Raw genomic sequence first — 26,857 nt, forward strand, 5'->3', positions numbered from 1 at the left:
AAAAGCAAGTCTAGCCCTTGCACACGAGAGGCTGAGACTTATAATTACGCCTTCTATAATGCTATCCGTATTTTTGGCTGTTTACTCATTCGTTATTCTAGCTTAGTTACCGATAGAACATTCGACCTTTTTTAATCCAGCAGGTTTATCAAAAATGGCACAAACGCAACGCAAAATTTTAGTCACCAGCGCCCTTCCTTATGCAAATGGCTCAATCCATTTAGGGCATATGCTGGAACACATCCAAACCGATATTTGGGTGCGTTTCCAAAAAATGCGTGGTCACCTTTGTACTGCGGTTTGTGCAGACGATGCACACGGCACCGCCATTATGATTAAAGCGGCTCAAAACGGCATTACCTCAGAAGAACTTATTGACGGTGTTCGCCAAGAACACATGGCCGATTTTAACGATTTTTTGATTGGTTATGACAATTACTATTCAACTCACTCTGATGAAAACCGTGATTTTTCTAACAGCATCTATAAAGCATTGCGTGACAACGGTAAGATTTCCGTCCGTTCTATCGTGCAGGCTTATGACCCTGAAAAAGAGATGTTTCTTGCGGACCGTTTCATTAAAGGCACTTGCCCTAAGTGTAAAGCCGAAGACCAATACGGCGACAACTGTGAAGTTTGCTCTGCAACTTACACACCAATGGAAATGATCAACCCGATTTCTGTTTACTCTGGTGCGACACCTGTGGAAAAAGAATCGGAGCATTACTTCTTCAAACTTCCAGACTTCCAAGACTTCTTAGCAACATGGACTCGCAGCGGCACTTTACAAGATCAAGTCGCTAACAAACTAGCAGAATGGTTGGATTCTGGTTTGCAAGAATGGGACATCAGTCGTGATGCGCCGTATTTCGGCTTTGAAATTCCAGATGCACCGGGTAAATATTTCTACGTTTGGCTAGACGCACCAATTGGCTACATGGCGAGTTTTAAAAACCTATGTGATCGTACTGAAGGCTTAAACTTTGATGATTACTGGGCGAAAGATTCTGATGCAGAGCTTTACCACTTTATCGGTAAAGATATCATTAACTTCCATGCCTTGTTCTGGCCTGCAATGTTGGATTGTGCGGGTTACCGCACACCAACAAAAGTAAACGCACATGGTTATGTAACGGTTGATGGCAAGAAAATGTCTAAGTCTCGCGGTACTTTCATTAAAGCCCGTACTTATTTGAACCATCTGGATCCACAATATCTTCGCTACTACTTTGCAGCCAAATTAAACGCCAGCGTAGATGATATTGATTTAAACCTACAAGACTTCATCCAAAGAGTAAATTCAGACGTAGTGGGTAAAGTTGTTAATATCGCGAGCCGTACCGCTAGCTTTATTGGTAAAAAGTTTGACGGTAAGTTAGCGACGCAAGTCAGTGAAGAAGCCATGATTCAGTCGTTCATTGACGCTGGCGAAATGATTGCTTTGCATTTCGAAAACCGTGAATACGGTAAAGCGATTCGTGAAATCATGCGCCTTGCAGATGTAGCAAATACCTATATTGCTGACGAAGCCCCTTGGGTATTAGCGAAAGACGAAGCAACACTTCCGAAAGTTCAAGAAGTTTGCACAGTTGCCTTAAACCTATTTAGCATTTTAGCTACTTACTTAAAACCAGTGATGCCTAACTTGGTTGCTGATGCTGAGTCATTCCTAGGCAAAGAATTAACATGGGATAACCGTAGCGAATTACTGTTTGGTAAAACCGTTAATAAATTCAAACCGTTAATGGGGCGTATTGATCAGAAACAAATTGATGCAATGATCGAAGAAGGCAAAGAAGAAGCCTTGATCGAAGCCGCAGCAAAAGAAGCAGCTGAGCCTTCTCAAGAAGAAAGCGAACTGAGCAAAGAACCAATCGAAGCTGAAATTAATTTCGATGATTTTGCCAAAGTCGACCTTCGTATTGCGCTAATCACAAAAGCCGAACACGTTGAGAAAGCCAATAAGCTGTTGAAACTGACGTTAGACATTGGTGGTGAAACACGCACTGTTTTCTCTGGTATTAAGTCCGCTTATAAGCCAGAAGATTTGGAAGGAAAATACACAGTGATGGTTGCCAACCTTGCACCGCGTAAAATGAAGTTCGGCATGTCTGAAGGCATGGTATTAGCAGCTGGCCCTGGTGGTGAAGAAATTTATCTTTTAGAACCACATAAAGGTGCGAAACCAGGCCAACGTGTTATCTAAGTGATGTTTTAACTGTACCTTGTGCTTTCCATGACAGCGCCATTTATTTAAACAAACAAATGGCGCTTCAATTTAAGGTATACAGATAAGACATAAAGGTTTTTATAAAAGTACAAAGAAAGCCAAATAAGAAACATTCTTAATAATTTAAACAATAGCATCCCAAATCAAACATAAATCAAAGTTATATAAGCGTAACTTATTATCTATATACTAAATCAGACTAAATATACTAGAGTTTTAGCTTTGTTAGTTATAAGCCGATTGGTATAGTTACGCCCTAAAGATACATCTGTAAACTTGTATCTATACTGAAGCTGTTAGACGGTATTCCGACTAGGCCAATACAAAGCATGGCCCCCCACCGCCAACAGGTTTCACTTTATACATTCACCATATATTTTTTGGACGTGAGATGACTGAATATCTCTTGATACTAGTCAGTACCATACTGGTTAACAATTTTGTCTTAGTACAATTTCTGGGACTTTGCCCTTTTATGGGTGTGTCTGGAAAACTGGAGACGTCTATTGGCATGGCGATGGCTACAACCTTTGTATTGACCCTGTCGAGCTTATGTAGCTATCTCACTTTCACCTACGTTCTTCAGCCTTTTGGTCTTGAATACCTACAAACCATTTCATTCATCTTGGTAATTGCCGTTGTTGTGCAGTTCACTGAAATGGTGGTGCGCAAAACCAGCCCATTATTGTACCGTGTTTTGGGGATTTTCTTACCTCTTATCACCACTAATTGCGCCGTATTGGGTGTGGCATTGCAAAACATCAGCAAACAAAACGGTTTTGTAGAATCTATTCTGTATGGTTTTGGTGCTGCAGTCGGTTTCTCCTTTGTATTGATTCTATTCTCTGCCATGCGCGAACGTATCAACGTGGCGGATGTGCCAGTTGTTTTTAAAGGCTCTGCGATTGGCATGATCACAGCAGGACTTATGGCTCTGGCTTTCATGGGCTTTACTGCCCTTGTACAGATTTAGGAGCCAGTATGTTAACTGTTTTACTTGCTATCGGGGTTCTGGTTCTTTTATCGCTTATTTTTGGTGCGATTCTTGGTTACGCCAATGTACGTTTCCACGTGGAAGGCGACCCTATTGTTGAGCAAATCGATGCACTTCTTCCACAAACTCAATGTGGTCAATGTGGCCATCCGGGTTGTCGTCCTTATGCAGAAGCCATTGCCAATGGTGAAGCGATTAACCATTGTCCTCCTGGTGGACAAGCAACGATTCAAGCTCTAGCTGATTTATTAGATATCGAAGCCATTCCACTAGACGGTGATCATGGTGAAGAATCCGCTAAACGTGTTGCCGTAATACGTGAAGATGAATGTATCGGCTGTACTAAATGTATTCAGGCTTGCCCTGTAGATGCAATTTTGGGTGCGGCGAAACAAATGCACACAGTAATTGCTGACGAATGTACAGGTTGTGACCTTTGTGTTGAACCTTGCCCAGTAGATTGTATTGATATGGTAGAAGTTGGCGTGACAGCACAGACATGGTCTTGGGATAAGCCTAAAGGTATTGCAGCAAGTTCATTAAATATTATTGCCACCGACCGTCAATCGGAGGTTGCTCACTAATGGCTATAGCAAGCACAACGACAGCAAACATTTTTTCGTTTCATGGCGGCATTCACCCACCAGAAAACAAAGCGCAATCCTTACAACTTCCATTGGGCCGTCCACCTTTACCAAGTGAGCTTATCTTGCCACTTAGACAGCATATAGGACAAAGCTCTCGCCCATTAGTAAAGATAGGTGATCGCGTATTAAAAGGTGAGACCATTGCTATTAATAATGGTTTTTTGAGCAGCTGCTTGCATGCGCCAACATCCGGTACCATTGCTGCAATTGAAGAACGCGCTATCGCTCACCCATCCGGCTTGAGTGATCTTTGTATGATTCTAGAGCCAGATGGTAAAGAAGAATGGACAACATTAAATCCATTAACGAAATGGCAAAGCAACGACAAAACTGACGTTTTAGCGTATCTCGCAAAAATGGGTATTGTGGGAATGGGCGGTGCAGGCTTCCCAACCCAAGTGAAACTGCAAGGCGCACATAAAAATACGCTTAAGTATTTCATTATCAATGCGGCAGAATGCGAGCCTTACATCACAGCGGATGACATGCTGATCCGAGAAAAAACCCAAGAGCTTATTTCGGGTATTGAAATTCTTCAGCATATTGTGAATGCAGAGCAAGTAGTTATTGGTATTGAAGATAACAAACCAACAGCCATTGCTGCGCTAAACGCCTTATTGAGCGAACAGAACAGCTCTATTCAAATCGCTGTTGTGCCAACCAAATATCCTTCTGGTGGCGAAAAACAACTGATTCAGTTACTAACAGGGGAAGAAGTTCCAAGTGGACAATATCCTGCTGATATTGGTGTTTTATGCCAAAACGTCGGAACCTGTGTTGCGGTTCATGACGCAATCCATCATGGCAAACCACTGATCTCTCGTTTCACCACATTAACTGGTGATGCTTTAAAAGCACCGCAAAACGTTGACGTTTTATTAGGAACGCCTGTTGCTCACTTATTAGAATATGCAGAATCTCAAAACGATAATCTATATCGCCTTGTGATGGGTGGTCCAATGATGGGTTACACCCTCGACTCTGCTGCCGTGCCTATCGTCAAAACCAGCAACTGTATTCTGGCAGCAACAAAGGAAGAGCTTCCACCACCAGCACCAGAGCAAGCCTGTATTCGCTGTGGTATGTGTGAGCAAGCCTGTCCTGCAAACTTGTTACCTCAACAGTTACTTTGGTTCAGCAAAAGCCAAGAACACGAAAAAGCGGAACACTACAATTTGTTCGATTGTATCGAATGTGGCGCCTGCTCTTATGTTTGCCCAAGCAGCATTCCTTTGGTGCAATACTATCGCCATACTAAGAGCAGTATTCGTGAAGCACGTGAAGCCAATGTGAAATCTGACTTAGCGAAGCAACGCTTTGAAGCGCGTAAAGCACGTCAAGACGCCGAAAATGCAGAGCGAGAAGCAAAACGTCTTGCTCGTCAAAAAGCAACTTCTGCCAAATCAACAACACCAAAAACAGCACCGCCACCATCTAAAGCAGCTCCAGCTGCGCCTATGAGTGATGAAGCTAAAAAGTTAAAAGTCGATGTAGTGATTCGCAAAACCAAATTGAAGAAAGCTCAAAAACAACTGCTTGAAGCTCAAGAAAACGAACATCTTGAAGATATTCAAGCATTGCAGTTACAAGTAACTGAGCAAGAAACGCAACTTGCTCAGTTAGAAGAACAACTGGCTAAACTGACACCAGTGACAGCTCCAGCACAAGCCACATCAAGTGCGGAAAGCAAACCAGCGGTTAACGATGAGCTAAAGAAAGCCAAAGTGGATGTGGCTCTAATTGGTGTGAAACTGAAGAAGCTTAACAAGCAGTTAGAAGAAACACCGGATGACCAAGAATTAAAAGATAAAATTACGAGTTTCCAAGTCGATTTGAAAGCAGCACAAGCTACAGTCGAAAAATTGGGGGCCAGCTCTGCCAACACACTAGCAAGTTCAGCAGCACCCAAAGCGGCAATAAGTGATGAGTTGAAGAAGCTTAAAATCGATGCTGCGATTGCCAAAGCCGCGGTTAAAAAAGTCGAAAAAGCCTTGAAGAAAGCGGAAGAGATTCAGGCACCAGAAATCGAAGGCATTCGTCAACAGTTGAAAGAAGCGCAACAGCGCGCAGACGAATTGGAGAAAGCCTTAACGAATCCTCAGTCAACTGACGCAAAGACCGCTCCTACACCTGCGCAAAACAGCCCTGATGCCGACGCAGAAAAGAAACGCAAGATTGATTTAGCCATCGCCAAAGCAGGCATCAAGAAAGCGGAAAAGAATATTGCTCTATTGAAAGAACAAGGCAAAAACGATGCTGAGATTACAGCATCAGAATGGCCTAAGAAGTTAACAGAGGCAGAAGAAAAACTGGCCGCTCTCGAAAAGGAGTCGACGCCAGCAATAACACCTAAAGTGGAAGCGGCTGTACCTGCTAACGCTGACGCGGATAAGAAACGTAAAATCGATTTAGCCATTGCCAAAGCGGGCATCAAGAAAGCGGAAAAGAATATTGCGCTATTGAAAGAACAAGGCAAAGACGACACTGAAATTGCTGAGTCAGAATGGCCTAAAAAGTTAACAGAGGCACAAGAAAAACTGGCGGCTCTTGAATCTACTGATGGGAAAACGGCTGAAACAGTCGCCGGAAAATCAGAGCCAAAAGTTGACTCAGCTGTTAATGATTTAGCGGACAAGATTAAGAAACAAAAGATTGCCGCTGCATTAGCAAAAGCACAGATAAACAAGTTAACCAAGCGTCTAGACAGTGAGCCAGAAGCGGCGGACAGTATTCAGCAAGAAATCGCAGCCACTCTGAAAAAACAACAGGACGCCGAAACCTTATTAGCACAACTCATTCATTCGCAACTTACTCATTCGAAAGAAACAACGCAAGAGAATCACTAAATGGCATTATTGAGGATTTCATCACCCCATACCCAACGTGCAGGACATCGCACATCTTGGGTGATGCAGATGGTTATCTTGGCGACCATTCCAGGTATCGTCGTACAAACTTGGCTATTTGGCTGGGGGACATTAATCAACATAATGATCGCCAGTATCGCGGCCTTGTTATGTGAAGCGGCTATTTTGTCGATTCGTCGTCGTTCCGTTGCTTTCTTCTTAAAGGATTACAGCGCCCTACTCACCGCAGTTTTACTTGGTGTAGCATTGCCACCAACGGTACCTTGGTGGGTGACAGTCACCGCTGTAAGTTTTGCGATTATTTTTGCTAAACAATTATACGGCGGTTTGGGCAATAATCCTTTCAACCCTGCCATGGTAGGTTATGCCATTGTGCTTGTGTCATTTCCTGTACCAATGAGTCAATGGCTTGGTGTTCAATCCATTGTTGCATCAGGTGAAAGTTTATCTTTCTTACAAAGCTTACAAGCTATTTTTCATCATTTGCCAAACATTGATGGCTATACAATGGCGACGCCATTAGATGGTTTCAAAAACAAAGATTTAGTCGACAGCACGACAGCATTTCAAACTATCGAAGCGCTACAAAGTGCCAGCATTAGCAGCTGGTTGTGGGTCAACATGGCTTACCTAGTGGGTGGCGTTGGCTTACTTTGGCTACGTATTATCACTTGGCATACGCCGGCCGCTGTTTTAGGCGCGCTGTTTGTTTTAGCAGGCGTTTTCCATCTATTTGATATGAACAATACAGCAACGCCCCTATTTCACCTGACAACTGGCGCAGCTATGTTTGGTGCTTTCTTTATCGCCACTGATCCTGTGTCTTCCTGCACAAGTAATCGCGGTAAATTGATTTATGGTGCTGGTATTGGCATCTTGATTTACATTATTCGCACATGGGGCGGTTATCCAGATGGTGTTGCCTTTGCAGTACTTTTAATGAACTTCTCTGCACCATTGATTGACTACTACACTCAACCACGTACTTATGGTCATAAAAAAGCCAAAAAAGGCTTAAAAATAGGAGAAGATAACTAATGGAATTATTAGCATCTATCCGTCGTAATAGTCTTGGATTAGGTATCTTTGCTGTGTTAACTGCAGGGCTTATTGCTCTAACTCACCAATTCACCAACAATACTATTAAAGACAACATTCTCCACGCGCAGATTTCAGCCTTCAATGAAATATTGCCTGCTGACTTATATGATAACGACTTAACCACAGACACCGCTGTTTTACCTGCTGATCCATTACTGGGCAGCCCAGAAGGTATTAAAATCCATATCGCCCGAAAAGATGGCAAGGTCGCTGGCATCATTTTCGAAACCATCGCGCCACGAGGTTACAATGGTAACTTGGATTTATTAGTTGCCATTAGGAAAGACGGTGTTGTCACAGGCAGTCGAGTTATCAGCCATAAAGAAACACCTGGGCTTGGTGATAAAGTTGACTTGAAAAAATCAAATTGGATTCTAGGTTTTGAAAATAGCTCTTTATCGAATCCAACACTTAAAGGCTGGGCAGTGAAAAAAGACGGCGGTAACTTCGACCAATTTACTGGTGCAACTATTACACCTCGTGCTGTCGTTCGTGCCGTAAAAAACACACTCGTATATTTTGAACAACACAAAGATGCGCTGTTAGCGCGTTAGGATAGATAAAAATGAGCGCTGAAACAGACACAGGTGATGCGATTACTGACAGCAAGCCTAGTACAAACTACGCTGAAATCATTTACAACGGCATCTGGAAAAACAACCCAGCTTTAGTACAGTTATTGGGCTTGTGTCCAATGCTTGCAGTAACCAGCACGGTTGTTAACGCATTAGGGTTGGGGTTAGCCACTTTAGTCGTATTGGTCGGTTCCAACATCGCAGTTTCATTGATTCGAAACTACGTAGCCGATGCGGTTCGCTTACCTGCTTTTGTTATGATTATTGCCTCGTTCACTACCTGCATTGAATTAATCATGCAGGCTTACACTTATGAGTTGTATCAAATTCTTGGTATTTTTATTCCCTTAATCGTGACCAACTGCGCCATCCTTGGACGTGCTGATGCCTTTGCCAGCCGTAACCCTGTGCTACCTTCTGCATTAGACGGTTTGATGATGGGATTAGGCTTTGGTGTGATTTTGGTTGCACTTGGCGCTATGCGTGAGCTGATTGGTCAAGGCACCTTATTTTCTGATATGCAGTTGTTATTTGGTGATATCGCCATCAACTGGAAATGGGTGGTCTTTGATGACTACCCAAATGTTTTGTTTGTAGTTTTGCCTCCGGGTGCGTTTATTGGCTTAGGCTTACTTATTGCCTTTAAAAACTACCTTGATGAACGTGAGAAAAGTCGTCTTGCTATACAAAAAGCCAAAGACGGTCCAAGTGAATCAAAACGTGTTCGTGTGACAGGTCAAGTTAGTTAAAATCTGAACAATAATAAAGGCAAGATAAAGTGAATAAAGAGAAGCGCTACGAGATTTTTTCCCGCTTACGAGCGGAAAACCCGAACCCCGTAACTGAGCTTGAATACAGCTCGCCTTTTGAACTTTTAATTGCCGTTTTATTTTCTGCACAAGCCACTGATGTTAGCGTTAACAAGGCAACTCGAAAACTCTTTCCAGTCGCCAACACACCAGAAGCAATGCTTGAATTAGGTGTTGATGGTTTAAAAAGCTACATCAAAACCATTGGCCTATTTAATGCCAAAGCTGAAAACGCGATTAAAACCTGCAGAATCCTCGTTGAACAACACAATAGTATTGTTCCTGAAAGCCGCGAAGAACTAGAAGCCCTCCCCGGTGTTGGCAGAAAAACGGCTAATGTCGTGCTAAATACTGCCTTTAGACAAGTCGCTATGGCTGTAGATACCCATATTTTTCGATTTAGTAATCGTACTAAAGTAGCGCCAGGGAAAAATGTCTTAGAAGTAGAAATGAAGCTACTCAAATTTGTCCCTAAAGAATTTCTTCTAGATGCACACCATTGGATGATTTTACATGGGCGTTATATTTGTGTGGCACGTAAACCCAAATGTGATGCTTGCATCATTGAAGATCTCTGCGAATTTAAAGAAAAAACTTCGACTTAATTCCGCATCAAGAACCACATCTCAAGAACCTTGTTTATAGGTTAAATAACACCTCATTAGTTAACTAATTACTAATCTAAAATTAAATAAGCTCAAATTTAATAAACCTTCCTAGCTCGGCATTCTCTATTTACAGATTTTACTTTTGAGAGAGAGAGTGCCGTCATGAGCCATATTGCTAAAACCCGCTTAACTCAAGCTCAGCTTGATGCCCATTGGATGTCTTATACAGGCAACCGCCAGTTCAAAAAAGATCCTCGTATTATTTCTTCCGCTGCAGGTCACTACTACACAGACATTGAAGGTCGAAAGATTTTTGATGGTCTATCTGGTTTATGGACTTGTGGCTTAGGTCACAGCGTTCCAGCGATTAACGAAGCGGTCGCAGAGCAAGTAAAAACACTTGATTACTCTCCTGCGTTTCAATTTGGCCACGAAAAATCTTTTCTGCTGGCTGAGCAAATCACACACTTTATGCCTGATGGACTTAACCGTATATTCTTCACTGGATCTGGCTCCGAATCTGTCGATACTGCACTAAAAGTTGCTCGCGCTTATTGGCGTAAGAAAGGCATGGGAACTAAAACCAAGTTTATCGGCCGAGCTAAAGGCTATCACGGTGCTGGCATTTCAGGTTTCAGCGTTGGCGGCATTCCTGCAAACCGTACTTTATATGGTCAAGGGTTGGAGTCTTACCACCTACCTCATACACAAGTGCCTGGCACAGAATTCACGAAAGGAATGTCAGAATATGGTAAGGAACGCGCTGAAGATTTGGTGAACCTCATTGCCTTACACGACGCCTCCAATATAGCAGCAGTAATTGTTGAGCCTATGTCCGGCTCAGGTGGCGTTATTATCCCACCACAAGGCTACCTACAACGCTTACGAGAAATTTGTGACCAACATAATATCCTACTAATATTTGATGAAGTTATCACAGCTTTCGGTCGCATGGGGGCAAAAACCGGCGCCCAAGCATTTGGAGTCACACCTGACGCGATTACCATGGCAAAACAGGTAACCAATGGCGTTATTCCAATGGGGGCTGTAGCCTTTAAACAAGAAATTTACGACACCTTCATGGACACTGGTGGCCCAGATTACATGCTTGAAATCCCACATGGCTACACCTATTCTGCCCACCCTATTGCTTGTGCAGCCGGGCTTGCTTCATTAGCTGAAATCAAAAAGCAGGGATTAATTGAGCGTGTAAGCAATATGAGTTCATTCTGGGAAAACAGTGTTCATCAATTAAAAGGCGCAAGTCCTATTGTCACGGACATTCGTAACTATGGTTTTGCAGCCGGCATTACCATAGCTCCAATTGATAATGAACCTGGAAAACGTCCTTTCCAAATTGCCATGGATATGTGGGACAAGGGCTATTACGTTCGCTACGGTGCTGATACGATTCAATTAGCACCACCCTTCACTACTGAACAATCAGAAATCGATAGCATGATGAATGCTCTTGGTGACTCTATTAAAAAGCTAGGCTAAAGCACTTTCTAAAAAATAGAAAAGTAGGCCCATCTCTTATATGGGCTTACTTTTATCAATCAGTACATCCTCAAATCAAAAACTTTAAAATAAAGAAATTAGGGGTAATCAAAAACACCATTCAAAACACCTTTGAAATTAAATTACATTTCATTACACTCGTTTGATTTTTACTTTATAATGTTTTTTTGAAAATACTTTATAGTCTTGGATCTTCATCTAAGAAAGGATAAAAGTCAGTGTCTATAACACATTCTCCCTATGTTCGTTGCTTTTGGACAGGCTCTCTTTATTTAACAAATGGCGTTGTTATGCCAATTCATTGCACCCATATTTCAACCAAGCAAATAGAGGTAGAAGCTCCAGAGGGTTTACAAGGATCTAAGATGGTAAAACTAGAGTTAAAGGCCATTCATGAAGGAAAAATTGCGACCATTAAAACTCTATGTGATCCGCTGTTAGATATTTTTAATGAAAACAACAAACATTATATTAAACTTCGTTTTCATACCATTACAGATAAAGATGTGGACTTTATTAAAGCCTTTACTGATGCACACTCTTAATGTGCTGAGAGGATAAAAAAATGAATAGGGCTAATTTTTTAGCCATATTCATTGTTTTTTTCTATCAAAATTTAGCTTTTAAACAGAAAACGTTTTTACTTTTCTTCTGCTTCGTCTTTAGTTGTTGTCGTGTCTTCTGCTTTTTTCACACGAATTTTAGAGCCTTCGACATCTGTACCATTTAACGCTTTAATTGCAATTTTAGCTTCGCCTACTTTAGGCATTTCAACAAAGGCAAAACCTTTCGATTCCCCTGTCTCTTTGTCCATAACAAGAGTACAAGACTGTAGCGTTCCATGTGCTGAAAACAGCACTCGCAACTCTTCTTCCGTCGTTTCACGGGCAAGGTTTCTAACTAATAATTTCATTTCTATCATTCTCTGTAGAAAAGATGTTTAAACAGTCTTTTCATTCATAATCGCAAAGCTATCGCTTTGCTCGGTAAATTTAATAAAAAAGGCATGAAACAACTGTGCCCCATGCCTTTTAATAATTCAATTCTAGTCGTTTAAGATAAGGTTGTCTCGAACAGTTTCAGTAATCGCTCACTATCTACTTCCATACAAACCTGAGTCATAGGAACATCATTCCAATAAGGCGTTGGGAATTCCATACCTTGTGGAGCGAAAATAGTTTGACCGATACCAATGCCTTCACAAGCAACACGGATCGCTCCCAATTCCACACCAAAGATACTTGGATCCATAACGTACGCAATGGTGGAAGCGTCATGGAAGTAACAACCATCCATATCAAAACGACTACTATAGAAATTAATATAATGCTGTGCACAGTCGTATAGGAAACTACCTTCTGTTGGATTCGCCGCTCTAATACGCTCCAAAATTGGATTATCAAGCAATACCTGATGAGTTACATCTAAGCCGATCATGGTAACTTGCCAAGCCGCTGTAAACACCTCATCGGCAGCATGTGGATCATTCATGATATTAGCTTCTGCTACTGGTGATACGTTACCGTATTCAATCGCTGTACCACCCATCAATACAACTTCATCTACTAGGCTCGCAACTTCAGGATCAAGTTTCAGCGCTTCTGCTAAGTTACCCAATGGCCCCAATGCAATAATTGTTACTTCCCCTGGATATTTACGCACAGTATCAACAATGAATTGTGCTGCACTTTTATCTACGGCTTTGCCTTTTGGAGCTGGCCAATTGATATTACCAAAGCCATCTTTACCATGAACAAAATCAGGGTGTGGACGAGGAGCTATCACACTAGGAACAGCAACACCTTTAGCTACAGGCACGTTTACTTTAGCAATTTCAGTCAAGGTAATGGCATTTTGTGTCGCCAAATCCACCGACACATTACCAAACGTCGTCGTTAGACCCAAGACTTCTAATTGTGGTGCTTGGAAGGCAAAAAAGATTGCCATAGCATCATCAATGCCCGGATCTGTATCAATAATTATTTTACGAGCCATTTCAAGTTCCTCTTTTTACTATGCGCTTATAGCTTATTTTTAAGCTAAGCGTGTTTGGCTAATTCTTTTTGGTAAACCGTTTTCAACAAGAAAAGCAGCCACTTCGTTTTCTGTAGGTATAGATGATGCAGCACCCAATCGTGTGACACATATAGCGGATGCAGCACAAGCACGAATAATCGATTGTCTAATATCTTCGCCTTTCATTAGGGAGGAGAGGCAAAAACCAATAAAGGTATCTCCAGCACCTGTAGTATCAATGGCATCAACAGAGAAGGCTTCCACTAAAATCTTCTCCTCTCCATTGTTTTTGATACCATCAAAGTAACACACACCAGCTTTACCCAATGTCATCAACACAGCAAGGTCAGGATAAGCTTTTGGTAGATTCTCAATGGCACTGTCGATATCTGCAGCGCCAATTAAATCCATCGCCTCTACTTCGTTAACGATTAATAAATCAACCAAGCTCAATACTTGTTTGGTTAAATTCACATCCATCGGAGCAGGGTTAAAAGCAACCTTAACATTGTGCTCTTGCGCCTTGCGCATAGTGTATTCAATCAAATTCGTTTCGTTTTGCAACAATACCCAATCACCCGCCACCGCTTGAGACAAAACATCATCAACTTGTGCTTCTGTCAAAGCGTGATTCGCACCTTGATATAAGATAATCGAGTTTTCAGCTTCTTTTGTTAGCTGGATAATTGCATGACCTGTCGGAACATCGAGTTGTTTGATCAACCCGGTATCGACACCTAAAGATTCAAGCTGCTTAATGATGGCTTGGTCATTATGATGAATTGCGCCAACATGCTTAACTTGTGCACCCGCTTTCGCTAACGCAACAGATTGGTTTGCACCTTTGCCACCCAACAAACACTGGTAACTATCCGATGCCATAGTTTCACCAGGGCGAACAAAGTGATCCAACTGATAAAGGTGATCGAGATTAATCGAGCCGACGTTATAAATTGTCATAATGCTTCCTTTAGAATAAACATTGCCATTCTAGTGTATTTTTATTGCCACTTTTTATCAGTACAAATTTTCATTCGCACAGGCACTAACTAATGAAAAAAACCATCACCCAGTAATTTTCCACTAAAATAGCCAAGTGAATATAACACTATATAAAATCCTGACCAATCGTACAAAAATAAAAAACGCCCCAATTCTAAAAGAATGGGGCGTTTTTTGAAAAGCTTATTACTTATTTATCGTTATCTAAAAAGCCACGGCCTTTTTGAGCAGCGATACGCATACGTAAAGCATTCAATTTAATGAAGCCCGCAGCGTCTTTTTGATCGTAAGCACCTGCATCATCTTCGAATGTTGCGATAGAACTATCGAACAAGCTATTTGGAGATTGACGTCCAACAACAGTCACATTGCCTTTGTACAATTTAAGACGAACCGTACCGCTTACGTATTTCTGAGATGTGTCAATCAAAGCTTGCATCATACGTCGCTCTTCAGACCACCAAAAACCGTTGTATATGATTTTTGCATAACGAGGCATCATTTCATCTTTCAAATGCATCGCTTCACGATCCAAAGTAATAGATTCAATTGCGCGATGCGCTCTCATCATGATTGTGCCACCAGGTGTTTCGTAACAACCACGTGCTTTCATACCAACAAAACGGTTTTCTACTATGTCGACACGGCCAATACCGTTAGCGCCACCAATCTTGTTCAATGTTTCCAAGATAGTTGCTGGAGACATAGCTTCACCATTGATAGAAACTGGATCGCCTTTTTCGTAACCGATTTCGATGTAAGTCGCTTCATTTGGCGCATCTTCAGGAGAAACAGACCAACGCCACATATCGTCTTCTGGCTCTGTCCAAGGATCTTCTAGCTGATCGCCCTCGAAAGAGATATGCAGCAAGTTAGCATCCATAGAATAAGGAGACTTTTTCTTCTTAGTGGAGAAATCAACTGGAATATTGTGCTTCTCACAGTAAGCCATCAGGGTTTCACGGGAAGTCAGATCCCATTCACGCCAAGGAGCAATAACTTTAACACCCGGTTTCAAAGCATAAGCACCAAGTTCGAAACGTACTTGGTCGTTACCTTTACCAGTTGCACCATGAGAAATAGCATCTGCGCCAGTTTCGTTTGCGATTTCGATTAAACGTTTCGCAATCAAAGGACGAGCGATGGAAGTACCTAATAAGTACTCGCCTTCGTAAATAGTGTTAGCACGGAACATTGGAAAAACGAAGTCGCGGACAAACTCTTCACGCAAATCTTCGATGTAGATTTCCTTAATACCCAACGCTTGAGCTTTAGCGCGAGCTGGTTCAACTTCTTCACCCTGACCCAAATCAGCGGTAAAGGTAACCACTTCACAGTTATACTCTTCTTGAAGCCACTTCACGATTACTGAAGTATCCAGGCCGCCAGAATAGGCAAGCACTACCTTCTTCACGTCAGACATTATTTCTATTCTCCTCAACGAGCTAGCGCTCCCACACCAATGCTTTAAAACCAGTACATGGCGGCGCAAATAATTTATAAAAGGGGTGGTAAGTGTAAGATTTCGGTTCTTGCTTAGCAAGCAAAAAGCCCTATTCCACTAAGATAATTCAGCGAAGATAGGGCTTTTTATGAATCAAAAAAGAAGAAAGTTTAACGATCGCCGTCTGATCTTTCTAAACGTATCGTCACACGTCGGTTACGCTCTCGCCCTTGAGACGTCCTGTTTGATGCAGAAGGATAACGTTCACCGTGGTAGCGCGAAATAATTTTATTCACTGGCACGCCTTTATCAAGCAGATAGGCAGTTACTTTTTCGGCACGAATTTTTGATAACTCACGGTTATCTCGACGTGAACCAATAGGGTCCGTGTGACCATCAATATAGATGTATTCAACACTAGGATCAGAAGAAACGTACAAAGCTACCAAATCCAAGCGAGACTTCATGCGATCAGTCAGATCAACACCATTAACCGGAAACAAAGCAGCCGTTCTTGCAATTTGGTCATAGTTGACGGGCAGCAAGCTCGATAAACAACGTCTAAATTCATTATAGGCTGGGGCAAAATTAATATTCGACAACCCTACTTCAACGGTTTCACGATTATTTTCCCACGCTGTTCCTGCCACAACCGGATGATGTCCACGGTCCAAACTTGTCAGCATTCTTTCAGCAACTTTACCGCCTACTTCAACCGTCAAGCCATAACCGGGATAAGGCAAAACATCCAGCGTCTCCGGCCGGATTCCCGGCGACCAATCTGGCGCTTGGGAAATAATATAAACCTGACCTGGTCCTAATTTCTCATTTTGCGGCTGAAGGATGAATTTCATTGGTTCACCCGCTTCTTTTATGAAGTGACCTTCGCCATAATGCGGTACAGGATGCGTTAAACTGCACGAAAAAATGTCACCAGAAAGTAACCATTTAGAATCCGAAATGTCGGATTGGTAATGTGTCAGTGCATTTGCATAGCCAAATGGCACACAAGCAGTGAATAAAAAGGCAGTGCGAATTAGAAGTTGTTGGGTAATTCCCATTGAGACATCTCGTTCAAGCATTATCAATTGTGTTATGATCCAATCCTATTGTATACCGCCATTATTGATCAAGTGGCAGAATTAAGGACCTTCTTTTGTCAAACCATGAAATCAAAGATAGATTCCGCGGCTTCTTACCGATAGTTATCGACGTAGAAACCGCAGGCTTTAATCAAAAAACAGATGCTTTGTTAGAAATGGCCGCCAGTATCCTAAGAATGGATGAAAATGGCGACCTATATATCCATGAAACTCTAGAGTTTTTGATCAAACCATTTGAAGGCGCGAACCTTGAAAAAGCCGCTCTAGACTTTACTGGTATCGATCCATTTGCTCCAGATAGACAGGATATGCCAGAAGAAGAAGCACTGAATCAAATGTTCGCTAAAGTTCGTAAAGAACTAAAGTCAGTTAATTGCAAACGTGCGATTTTAGTGGGCCACAATGCGGCTTTCGACCATGGTTTCTTAAATGCTGCCATTGAACGTGTCGACATTAAACGCAACCCATTCCATCCGTTCTCCAGCTTCGACACAGCAAGTTTAGCTGGTTTGGTATATGGTCAAACAGTATTAGCAAAAGCCTGTGAAGCTGCATCAATTCCATTTAGTAATGCCGAAGCACACTCAGCAAAATACGACACTGAAAAAACTGCCGAACTTTTCTGCGAAATGGTAAATCGTCTAAAACGTTTAGGCGGTTGGCCTCTCATTGAAAATGAAGTAGAAGATGATATGGCGGCTATTTTTCACTCAGGAAAATAGTGATTTAATCAAAGTGAGGCTTAGAGGAGCATCAGCCTCGCTTTAATCGTAAGGTGGTGTCGATATGCAAGGGAAGCGAATTTTATATTTGATTTTAGGGTGGCTTTCCTTAATTACGGGCGTAATCGGTATTTTTTTACCATTATTGCCAACCACACCACTTGTCTTGTTAGCCGCTTGGTGCTTTTCCAAATCTTCTGATCGTTTCCATGCTTGGCTACTTAACCATAAGTTTTTCGGCCCAATTGTAAAAGATTGGCAATCTTCAGATGGAATTCCTCGTCGCTCAAGAAATAGGGCTATTCTTTTTATGTGGGCAGGTATGGCCATTTCCACATTTTTAGTATGGCGCTTTTGGGCAACCGTCGGTTTGGTTTTTATTGGTGTATGCGTCAGTATTTATTTACTTAGAATGCCATTACGCTCTGAACCGCCAAAGCAAAAGCCTTTAGATGCAGAATCTTTACACCCTAAGTCTATAGAAGAGAAAGACAAACCCAGTTAATCTAAGTGTCAATCCTCGATACCATTCACCCCAAAAGGCACTTTATAATGACTCGCCGACATTTTCGTAACTTTGTCTTTTTTCCATTATCCGCTCTGGCTCTCATCGTCATCATCATTTGGATCGCAGCGCCTTTTGTTACAAAGCACTACATCAGTAAATATTTTGAAGAACAAGGACAAGATTTTTCAATTGATAGTTTATCGATAGATTTTTTCCCGCCTAAAATCGATTTGAAAAATGTCACCGTAAAGAATTCAACACAAAACACCTTAATATTAAAGCTAGCTACTTTGAGTATAGAAGCCTTACCCCTTCTCACCCACACTGTTCATTTATCACATGCCAACATTGACGGTTTATCTGTCTGGGTTGAACAACAAGAAAATGATTGGGTTGTGGCAGGCATCAACACGACTCAATACCTTCACAATAATGAACCAGAAGAAGCACCTAAGGCAGAGCAAGAACAAACACCAATTAGCGATCCATGGAACATAACGCTTCCTACTTTTACCTTTACTAACAGCCAGCTCTATTTAGCTCGCCAACCAGAGACCGCTACACAGGTACAAAAAGACAGTTTTACAATCAATAATCTGATAGTTAAAAATTTATCTGGAAAAGCTCTAGATTGGAGCGGCTCAGTCGCCCTATCAGCCCTGATTAATCAATCGAGTCTGTCCATCACAACTCAATTTGACTACTCTTCTAAGCGAACAAATGCAGACATAAATATTAATAACACTAAGATATCAATTAACGACTTACGTCACTTCCTACCGTCTCCTTTTAATGCAGGAGAAGGACAACTGGCAATAGATGGCAAACTTAAATTTCTACAAACTCAAGTTGAAGGCACACCGACTTTTAACCTTGACAACTTAAATCTGAAGACAGAAATCACTGATCTTGATCTACCATTAAACCATCAAGACCATGTCGCTACGGCTTCAACGATGTTGGATATAACCGAAGCTAACGTAGAGTTCATTTCTGCAGATCAATTAACTTTTACGGGTAAAACAGCACTCACATCCAATCAATTCACCTTTACTCAAGCCAACCTAATTACTACCTACGACAATCTGGCCTTAAACTTTCCTATCAATATAAAGCGCGATGAACTTGGTCTAACGACTCAAATCGCCAATACACAACTAAATATTGCCAATTTGTCCCTAGTACTTGATCGTGTAAACAATAGCTCAAGAAAAGAAACAGCTGTCGTTGATCAAACAGAAGAAAAGCATCTTTCCCTTGGCGCCTTTAAACTCTCTACAGATCAACTTAATGTTGAAATGAAAGGCGAGCAAGATCCAGCCGTTACTGGTGAAAACATTAATATTTCTAGTCAATCTCTGGATAGTATGTTGGGTGATAAAAAACGTATTGCCGCTTTTAAAAACATGAACATCAATTCACTGTCTTTCTTCCAACAAGGGACAAAATTTGATGTGGCGTTTGAGGAATTAAATATAGCGGATTTAACCTTATCTGAAATATTACCCGAAACAGGTAACAAGTTAACCTTGCCAGCATTAAGTCAAATCGGCAGTATCAAAATAGACACATTATCAGCTAACCATGACGGCGCTCAGCTTGGCACCATTACGACAGATTCGGTAAAAATGAATCTAATACTCGATGCGCAAAAACGCCTTGAAAATCTCGTATCGATAGAAGAGCCGCAAACTTCACTACAGCCATCTTTACAAGATTCAAGCACACCTAAAACTCAAGACGCAGAAAATGCCATTAAAAGCTCTCCCGGTGCAGAAGAAGAGTCTGCTTTCAAAGCCCCTTACTACGTCATTTTAGATGCTTATGACATGACTGGTGAATCACAAATATTCGTACAAGACAAAAGCATTACACCTGCCTTACAACGCTCTTTAGAAATTGATTCTTTATCCTTACGCAACGTTAATACGCAAGATAAGAAACAGGCAACAGAGCTCATTTTAAAAGCTCGTAATGGAAAATATGCCACACTATCCAGTGATATCGTCATTTGGCCTCTTGCAGACAAACTCACCATGAAAAGCGAACTTACTATACGCGAAGCTGAGCTGCCACCTTATTCATCCTACATCGCCAATGCATTAGGTTACCAGATCAACTCAGGACAATTAGATTTAGACCTCACCTTAAATGCAAACAATGGTGAACTGGACGGCAACTCTCACATTTTATTAAGAGAATTTGATTTAGGTGGTAAAAAAGAAAGCAGTTCCGTGATTAAAGCCGGTGCGGTACCGCTTAACATTGCCGTTAGCATTTTGAAAGACAGTGACGATAATATCGACCTAGACATTCCATTGTCTGGCGATATAGAAAATCCAGAATTCGGCTGGAAAGACTTCATGATTTTACCTGTACGAAAAGCACTGTTCCAAGCGTCAAGCAGCTACCTTCTGCAAACCTTTGTGCCATATGCCAGCGTAATCAGCATTGCACAGTTAGCAGGAGACCAACTGCTAAAAATTCGAGTGCAGCCATTATTGTTTGAAGCAGAAGAAAGCCGCTTAAACGACTCTCAAGACGTTTTTCTAAAACAGCTCATTGCTTTAATGAAAGACAAGAAAGACAGTCAGTTAAAAGCTTGCGGCGTTGCTAGTTATCTTGATTTAGGTATTGAAGAACCACCAACCACTATTGATGACACAACCAAAGAATCAGCCCAGGCGCTTGCCCAAGAACGCTCAAATATTCTGAAAGATTATTTGGTTAAAAAAGGCATTAGCTCTTCTCGTATCTTCCTTTGCTCGCCAGAAGTCGATTTATCAAAATCTAGCCAGCCAAGAGTTGAGCTAAATTTCTAAACTCCGTCCTTATCCTTATAGCAGCAAAGCCGTGATTAGAAACAGTCTCGGCTTTGCTGCTATCAAAATGCCAATATTAAACCTTCAATAATAAAACCATCGACTACCCTTAAAGACACAAGATTTCTAAAAGGGTCACAAAGATCAAAGAATATGCAACATAGCATAAGCTTAACCTTTGCTGTTGAAAAAGCATCATATCCAACCATTAATAAAGGTATGGCTAATAATCTACTCAGTTATTCATCCTTTTTACAACAAACCATAAATACTTTTAATAGACAGAGAAAGCCTGACCAGCATCAAGAAACGATAAGCCTAACTAGGCTAATCTAATATGAAAGCAAACAAAGACAGGAGGCTATTATGCCAATCGAAGACCATAGTTTGATTCATGAATTCCCAGAGTTAAAAGAAGACATCCATAATCTAAAAATGGAAGATGCTCACTTTAAAAAGCTTTATGACGAGTACAATCATTTAACAAAAGAAGTAGAAAAAATGGAACAAGAAATCATTCCATCCACTACGGCAGAAGAAGAGCACTTGAAAAAGCAACGTCTACAACTAAAAGACACTATACAAGGTTATATCAAGGCATCTAAGGCTGCTGTAAAAGCTTAATTACCAAGTATTCAAAGTGTCGCTGACGGCTATCAGCGACGCTTATTTGCTCTTTTCCACTTGTTGATTCCTTATCAAAATAAAAAAACCATACTTCTAATCAAAAGCCTATGAGTTTCATATAATTTGACTCAGATCAAATAGACTTTATTTAAACAAACAATCCACCTACCAAGTCTTGAGTTCAATAAACACAGAGGTAAACTCCGCGCGTTTTGATTGATCGGTGAGCCTTATGTCTCAGCAAAAAATAGTCAAGCCAGAATTGTTGTCTCCAGCTGGCTCTTTAAAAAACCTCCGTTATGCCCTTGCCTATGGCGCTGATGCTGTATACGCAGGACAACCACGCTACTCACTTCGCGTACGTAATAATGAGTTTGATTTAGAGAAGCTAGGCATTGGTATTAACGAAGCTCATGCACTGGGTAAAAAACTCTACGTAGTCAGTAATATTGCGCCCCATAACGCCAAACTAAAAACCTACATTCAAGACTTAGCACCAGTAATCGACTTGAACCCTGACGCTCTGATTATGTCTGATCCAGGTCTTATTATGATGGTCCGAGAAGCGTTTCCAGATCAATCAATTCACCTATCGGTACAAGCCAATGCAGTCAACTGGGCAACTGTCAAATTCTGGCAACAACAAGGCATTTCCCGTGTTATTTTATCTCGTGAATTATCTCTAGATGAAATTGAAGAAATTCGCATGAAAGTGCCTGAAATGGAATTGGAAGTGTTCGTTCATGGGGCTTTATGTATGGCCTATTCTGGCCGCTGTTTACTTTCTGGTTATATGAACAAACGCGACCCAAATCAAGGTGCTTGCACTAACGCTTGCCGCTGGCAATACAATGCCCACGAAGCGAAGCAAGATGACGTTGGACAGATCATCGCTAGTAGTGATTCTTCTATACAAGCTCAAGAGTCTGCCGTACAGATTCAGGAACCTACTGACCAGCTGTTTCTACTGCAAGAGCATGGACGACCTGATGAATACATGCCAGCATTTGAAGATGAACATGGCACCTACATCATGAACTCAAAAGACCTGCGAGCGATCCAACACGTTGAACGTTTGGTAAAAATGGGCATACATTCATTAAAAATTGAAGGCCGAACCAAGTCCTTTTATTATTGCGCAAGAACCGCACAAATTTATCGTCAAGCGATTAATGATGCTGTCGCAGGAAAAAGCTTTAACAATGAACTATTCGGCAGTTTAGAAAATCTCGCTAACCGAGGATACACCGATGGTTTTTTACAACGTCATCGCCATGTTGATTTACAAAACTACGAAACTGGCAACTCAATCAGTGAGCAACAACAGTTTGTTGGCGAAGTCACCACCACGAAAGATAATATATTAACCATCGAAGTAAAAAATCGCTTTAGTCTTGGGGATTCATTAGAGCTGATGACACCAAAAGGTAATATCACCTTCACCTTAACCGAGCTAAACGACAAACATGGTTGCCCTATCGATATCGCCAAGGGTAGTGGACACATCGTCAACATTCCTTGCCCTTCGGGCATAGATGCTTCAATGGGAATTTTGCTAAGAAACCTATCGGCAGGACAAACCACTCGACAACCTCATAGCAAGGTATCTCTATAGGCTTCCTATGGCATTATTAATCAATGACCGCTGTATAAACTGCGACATGTGTGAACCAGAATGCCCAAACGAAGCCATTTCCATGGGATCTAAAATCTACGTTATTGACCCAGAAAAATGCACAGAATGTGTAGGTCATTACGATCAACCTACCTGTGTCGCAGTTTGCCCTATCGACTGTGTAAAACCTGATCCAGACAGACGAGAAACAGAAGAAGCTCTATACGAAAAATTTGTTGAAATGTACTTTGATATTGAAGATTAATATAAAAAAGTGATCATTCATCTTTCATAAATTAACCTGCAAACCAAAGCGAATAAAACGGTTAAACAGAAGGTAAATTCTTCGCTAACCACTGTTTAAATTGTGCTTTCGGTAAGGCGCCTGACAGACGAGCCACTTCTTTACCATGATGAAATATCATCAGAGTCGGAATGGAACGAATATTATAACTACCTGCCGTATTTTGATTCTGTTCAGTATCTAACTTCACAAAACACGCTTGAGTGGACATCTCCCCTGCGACTTGCTCAAAAATAGGAGAAAATTGCTGACATGGTCCACACCATGACGCCCAAAAATCAACAATCACAGGTAAAGCATTGTCGGTAATATAACGCCTGAAGTTTGCATCACTCCCCACAATAGGCTGTATTGAAAGTACTGGCTTACCACACTTTCCACAAAGAGGTTTGTCATTCAACTTAGACTTAGGTAAGCGATTCTTTGTACTGCAGCTTTGGCAAACGATTTGTATAGGTGAATTGGTCATCTTAAACCTCAGAGATAAAATACTTTCATTCATTAAAAAGCACTTTGTTAAAAATAGCGAGTAGAGTCATAAGATGGTGATCTATAAGCTGTAATTCAAGTTAATAGATCTTATTAATGTGCTGCTTGCTTAGGTCGAATCTCAATAACTCGTAACCAACACGCCCTAATCTCTTTTTTAATGGAAGACTTACCCTGTATAGGACCAGCAAAGCATTTTCTTGTTAAATGCTCTAATAGCCAAGCATCAGACCAGCCATCCCAAACACCAGTTATACTTCTTAGGTTCTTTTCCAATACGGGATACACTTCATACCAAAGAATATTTTCCGCTTCCGTTAAAGAAAGACCGCTCTCCTCGATAGTACGAGCGATATATTCATAAGTTGTATCGCTTATTTCTGTATCGAGAAAAAGATCTGACAAGGCTCGCCATATCTGAAGTCGGTCTGCATTACTTGTAGACGTCATTTACCTTCCTTTATAAAAAATTTACCGGCCAAGGAATAACAAGCCTATATATTGCAAAAAATTAGAACAAATACATCTGATTGATACACATCATCAACTTGATAACTTGCTAATACAACCTTTGTCTTGATTCGCTACTTATTATTACAATTAGTTGTCAGTACTTAATCTGCAAAGCAGACCAACTCGACCGGAACCTACCTAAGCGCTCCCGCGCAATGTCCGCAACTGTTTAGCCTGAATGAGCTCCTTTCGTATCAATGACAAAAGGCCCTTTAGAGGAAAAACGGCATGTCTATTCTCATGTCTATCCATCATATTGATTTTATAATGAGTAAAAAATTATGATAGAAGCGAAAGAAAAGAAAACACTTTCCGGAGTGAAAATCTGGAAGTTCTTAAATGAAATCCCAGCTGGCACAATGTTCATACCACTTATCATCAGCGCGATCATTGTCACAATGAGCGTACACAGTGGTCTTGGAATGTCATTATGGGATTACTTAGGCGATCCTATGAAAAGTTTGTTCGGCCCTTCCGGACAAATGCTTGTTATTGGCCTTATGTTGTTCTGCACAGGAACAATGATTACTGGTCATGATTTTATTGAAATTGGGGAAAGAGGCATCTGGATTATTCTTGCAAGATTAATCCCTGCGTACGCAATCAGTGCTTTAGTATTTGTCTACTTTGGCCCACAAGGGTTTGCAGGCATTGATGCCATCACTCTAGTTTGCTGCTTAACATCAGCGAATGCAGCATTGTATATGGGTATCATTCAGCCATACGCGGATGAACCAGATCGTGGCACATTCCCTATAATGCTTATCTTCTCAATGCCTCTCTTACCATTTATATTTTTATCCTATTTTGGTAGTGGTGGCGGTAGTGTGACAAGCCAGATCATGCAAGTTTTCTCATTACTCATACCTTTTATTCTAGGTATCATATTGGGAAATCTCGATCCAAAAATCAAACAAGTATTCAAAGGCGGAAACACCATTCTGCTTCCTTTCCTTGGTTTTCAGTTTGGTTCAACCATCGATTTAGTTAACGCATTCCAAAAAGAAATCATCATTGTTGCGATCTTGCTTACTGCCATTTATTGGACAGTGACAATCATTATTCCATTCATTGTTGATCGTTATGTTCTTAAAAGGCCTGGCTATGCTGCAATGGGTTCAACCGCATTAGCAGGTGTTTCACTTGTACTTCCAGCGATGGTGGCGACCTTCACATTTGATGGCCAACTTGGCTCTGTCGTTGCAGTCAACACAGTGTCAATTCTCGCATTCGTCTTGTTAATTACTAACGTTCTATCTCCATTTTTCACAAAATGGACAATGAACTCGTATTTTCAAAATCACAAAGCGGATGCAAAACTCGTCTTCTCCGAAACACACCCTGAATTACTCGCAGCAGTCTATGACGAAGATGGCAATTATAGAAACCATCACCATAATCACGACATATTCAGAAGCATATTCCGTGTCAAATCACATAACGAAGATGGTACATTGATCCAAGTTTCTACATTAAACGCTTTAATGGAAGGTGATTATCGAGGCAGTAAAACCGTTAAAGAAATCTTAAAAGATACGGATACAGGTATTGGTACCTATAACGGACTTGACGGCGAAGCCATCATTTACAAAGGCCACGCCTACGTTGGTAGAGCAACTGGTGAAGTAAGTGAAATGGGACCAGAAGAAACATTCGCCTTCTCAATCACAACTCGATTTGATGAGAGCGTTGAAGAAAGCGACATTTCATTTGAATCCATTGACGACTTAAAAGAAAAACTAGAGACCCACCTAGATTCGCATAACTATTTCTTCATGATAAAAATGGAAGGCAAGTTCAACGTTAGAGTCAGAAGTTGCTTCAAACAAACAGAACCTTATGAACCATTGTATAAAGTAGCAACAGATCAGAGAGAGTTTGAATACCATGATGTGGAAGGTACTGTAATTGGTGTTTATTCACCAAACTACGTAGAAGGTATGAACCTTCCAGGGTGGCACATTCATTTTTTATCAAGAGACTTTAAACAAGGCGGCCACATTTTAAAAATTGCTGGCAGCAGCGTTAGAATTAAAGTAAACAAACTTCAAGCTTGGAAAGTACTCATGCCAGAAGATCCAGATTTCAGTCAATGGAATCTTAAAGAAGATTTAAAAGCGAAGACAGAAGCTGTTGAAGGTGTCACAAAGAAGTAATTAATTAAATCTCGAATATTCCGTTCATTTAGGAAGCAAGTATGGCCTGGCGACACCAGTTATAGAACAATTTAAAAAGGGTGTTATAACAAAGTGGAATCAGGTCATATCGTTACTGATAACCCAGCTACGTCTTTCTAGGAGCATAGAAAGGCGTAACTTTTAGATAAATATTTAACGTATC

The 26,857-nt window shown here is 41.2% G+C and carries 24 protein-coding genes; 17 read left to right on the top strand and 7 right to left on the bottom strand.

Annotated elements, in window-relative coordinates; all coding sequences use genetic code 11:
• Positions 1 to 154 precede the first annotated feature (154 nt).
• The 10 genes from metG (at position 155) to AC0L3Y_RS17450 (ending at position 11,897) form a co-directional block, all read left to right on the top strand.
• The gene (gene metG / locus AC0L3Y_RS17405) at positions 155 to 2,206 is read left to right on the top strand and encodes a methionine--tRNA ligase (RefSeq protein ID WP_473466938.1); all 2,052 of its coding nucleotides are present in this window, start codon (positions 155 to 157) and stop codon (positions 2,204 to 2,206) included.
• A gap of 415 nt (positions 2,207 to 2,621) precedes the next feature.
• Positions 2,622 to 3,203: an electron transport complex subunit RsxA gene (rsxA, locus tag AC0L3Y_RS17410; RefSeq protein ID WP_473466939.1), complete on the top strand. Its 582-nt coding sequence runs from the start codon at positions 2,622 to 2,624 to the stop codon at positions 3,201 to 3,203.
• Between the two features lie 8 nt (positions 3,204 to 3,211).
• Positions 3,212 to 3,808, top strand: a complete 597-nt coding sequence (gene rsxB / locus AC0L3Y_RS17415; RefSeq protein ID WP_473466941.1) for an electron transport complex subunit RsxB — start codon at positions 3,212 to 3,214, stop codon at positions 3,806 to 3,808.
• Positions 3,808 to 6,717, top strand: coding sequence for an electron transport complex subunit RsxC (gene rsxC / locus AC0L3Y_RS17420; protein ID WP_473466944.1), 2,910 nt, complete (start codon positions 3,808 to 3,810; stop codon positions 6,715 to 6,717). The genes rsxB and rsxC overlap by 1 nt, the downstream gene beginning before the upstream one ends.
• Positions 6,718 to 7,776 carry an electron transport complex subunit RsxD gene (gene rsxD, locus AC0L3Y_RS17425; RefSeq protein ID WP_473466946.1) on the top strand — a complete coding sequence of 353 codons (1,059 nt, stop codon included), beginning with the start codon at positions 6,718 to 6,720 and terminating at the stop codon, positions 7,774 to 7,776.
• On the top strand, positions 7,776 to 8,393 hold the full coding sequence (gene rsxG, locus AC0L3Y_RS17430) for an electron transport complex subunit RsxG (RefSeq protein ID WP_473466948.1): 618 nt from the start codon (positions 7,776 to 7,778) through the stop codon (positions 8,391 to 8,393). Before rsxD ends, rsxG begins: the two co-directional genes overlap by 1 nt.
• Positions 8,394 to 8,404: 11 nt before the next feature.
• Positions 8,405 to 9,163 carry an electron transport complex subunit E gene (locus AC0L3Y_RS17435; RefSeq protein ID WP_473466950.1) on the top strand — a complete coding sequence of 253 codons (759 nt, stop codon included), beginning with the start codon at positions 8,405 to 8,407 and terminating at the stop codon, positions 9,161 to 9,163.
• A gap of 29 nt (positions 9,164 to 9,192) precedes the next feature.
• The gene (nth, locus tag AC0L3Y_RS17440; protein WP_473466952.1) at positions 9,193 to 9,828 is read left to right on the top strand and encodes an endonuclease III; all 636 of its coding nucleotides are present in this window, start codon (positions 9,193 to 9,195) and stop codon (positions 9,826 to 9,828) included.
• Positions 9,829 to 9,993: 165 nt separating this feature from the next.
• Positions 9,994 to 11,331 (top strand): omega-aminotransferase AptA, encoded by a 1,338-nt coding sequence (aptA, locus tag AC0L3Y_RS17445; RefSeq protein WP_473466955.1) that lies wholly within the window; start codon positions 9,994 to 9,996, stop codon positions 11,329 to 11,331.
• Positions 11,332 to 11,570: 239 nt separating this feature from the next.
• Complete coding sequence (locus AC0L3Y_RS17450) at positions 11,571 to 11,897, top strand: hypothetical protein (protein ID WP_473466958.1); 327 nt, start codon at positions 11,571 to 11,573, stop codon at positions 11,895 to 11,897.
• A 95-nt stretch (positions 11,898 to 11,992) separates the two neighbouring features.
• Here AC0L3Y_RS17450 and AC0L3Y_RS17455 read toward each other — a convergent pair whose 3' ends face one another.
• The 5 genes from AC0L3Y_RS17455 to AC0L3Y_RS17475 form a co-directional block, all read right to left on the bottom strand.
• Positions 11,993 to 12,265: an RNA recognition motif domain-containing protein gene (locus AC0L3Y_RS17455; protein WP_473466960.1), complete on the bottom strand. Its 273-nt coding sequence runs from the start codon at positions 12,263 to 12,265 to the stop codon at positions 11,993 to 11,995.
• A 140-nt stretch (positions 12,266 to 12,405) separates the two neighbouring features.
• Positions 12,406 to 13,347, bottom strand: coding sequence for a nucleoside hydrolase (locus AC0L3Y_RS17460; protein ID WP_473466963.1), 942 nt, complete (start codon positions 13,345 to 13,347; stop codon positions 12,406 to 12,408).
• Positions 13,348 to 13,386: 39 nt separating this feature from the next.
• Positions 13,387 to 14,328, bottom strand: coding sequence for a ribokinase (locus AC0L3Y_RS17465; protein WP_473466965.1), 942 nt, complete (start codon positions 14,326 to 14,328; stop codon positions 13,387 to 13,389).
• A gap of 232 nt (positions 14,329 to 14,560) precedes the next feature.
• Positions 14,561 to 15,793 carry an argininosuccinate synthase gene (locus AC0L3Y_RS17470; RefSeq protein ID WP_473466968.1) on the bottom strand — a complete coding sequence of 411 codons (1,233 nt, stop codon included), beginning with the start codon at positions 15,791 to 15,793 and terminating at the stop codon, positions 14,561 to 14,563.
• Between the two features lie 191 nt (positions 15,794 to 15,984).
• Positions 15,985 to 16,875, bottom strand: a complete 891-nt coding sequence (locus tag AC0L3Y_RS17475) for a flagellar protein MotY (RefSeq protein WP_473466970.1) — start codon at positions 16,873 to 16,875, stop codon at positions 15,985 to 15,987.
• A 95-nt stretch (positions 16,876 to 16,970) separates the two neighbouring features.
• Here AC0L3Y_RS17475 and rnt point away from each other — a divergent pair, with 95 nt between their 5' ends.
• The 6 genes from rnt to AC0L3Y_RS17505 all read left to right on the top strand — a co-directional run bounded on the left by rnt (position 16,971) and on the right by AC0L3Y_RS17505 (position 23,476).
• Positions 16,971 to 17,639: a ribonuclease T gene (rnt, locus tag AC0L3Y_RS17480; protein WP_473466972.1), complete on the top strand. Its 669-nt coding sequence runs from the start codon at positions 16,971 to 16,973 to the stop codon at positions 17,637 to 17,639.
• Positions 17,640 to 17,703: 64 nt separating this feature from the next.
• Complete coding sequence (locus AC0L3Y_RS17485) at positions 17,704 to 18,144, top strand: YbaN family protein (RefSeq protein WP_473466974.1); 441 nt, start codon at positions 17,704 to 17,706, stop codon at positions 18,142 to 18,144.
• A 47-nt stretch (positions 18,145 to 18,191) separates the two neighbouring features.
• Entirely contained in the window at positions 18,192 to 20,969 is a 2,778-nt protein-coding gene (locus AC0L3Y_RS17490; protein ID WP_473466976.1) for a DUF748 domain-containing protein, read from the top strand.
• A gap of 366 nt (positions 20,970 to 21,335) precedes the next feature.
• A complete protein-coding gene (locus tag AC0L3Y_RS17495; protein WP_473466979.1) occupies positions 21,336 to 21,593 on the top strand; it encodes a YdcH family protein in 258 nt (85 codons plus the stop codon).
• 235 nt (positions 21,594 to 21,828) lie between these two features.
• On the top strand, positions 21,829 to 23,211 hold the full coding sequence (gene trhP, locus AC0L3Y_RS17500) for a prephenate-dependent tRNA uridine(34) hydroxylase TrhP (protein ID WP_473466981.1): 1,383 nt from the start codon (positions 21,829 to 21,831) through the stop codon (positions 23,209 to 23,211).
• A 7-nt stretch (positions 23,212 to 23,218) separates the two neighbouring features.
• Positions 23,219 to 23,476: a YfhL family 4Fe-4S dicluster ferredoxin gene (locus tag AC0L3Y_RS17505; protein WP_473466984.1), complete on the top strand. Its 258-nt coding sequence runs from the start codon at positions 23,219 to 23,221 to the stop codon at positions 23,474 to 23,476.
• Positions 23,477 to 23,537: 61 nt separating this feature from the next.
• Here the strand turns inward: AC0L3Y_RS17505 and trxC are convergent, their stop codons facing one another.
• The gene (gene trxC / locus AC0L3Y_RS17510; protein ID WP_473466986.1) at positions 23,538 to 23,984 is read right to left on the bottom strand and encodes a thioredoxin TrxC; all 447 of its coding nucleotides are present in this window, start codon (positions 23,982 to 23,984) and stop codon (positions 23,538 to 23,540) included.
• 113 nt (positions 23,985 to 24,097) lie between these two features.
• On the bottom strand, positions 24,098 to 24,454 hold the full coding sequence (locus AC0L3Y_RS17515; RefSeq protein ID WP_473466989.1) for a DUF7079 family protein: 357 nt from the start codon (positions 24,452 to 24,454) through the stop codon (positions 24,098 to 24,100).
• Between the two features lie 344 nt (positions 24,455 to 24,798).
• Between AC0L3Y_RS17515 and budA the strand changes: the two genes are divergently transcribed.
• A complete protein-coding gene (budA, locus tag AC0L3Y_RS17520; protein ID WP_473466992.1) occupies positions 24,799 to 26,673 on the top strand; it encodes an acetolactate decarboxylase in 1,875 nt (624 codons plus the stop codon).
• Positions 26,674 to 26,857 lie beyond the last annotated feature (184 nt).

It is taken from the genome of Marinomonas sp. GJ51-14 (assembly GCF_055808695.1).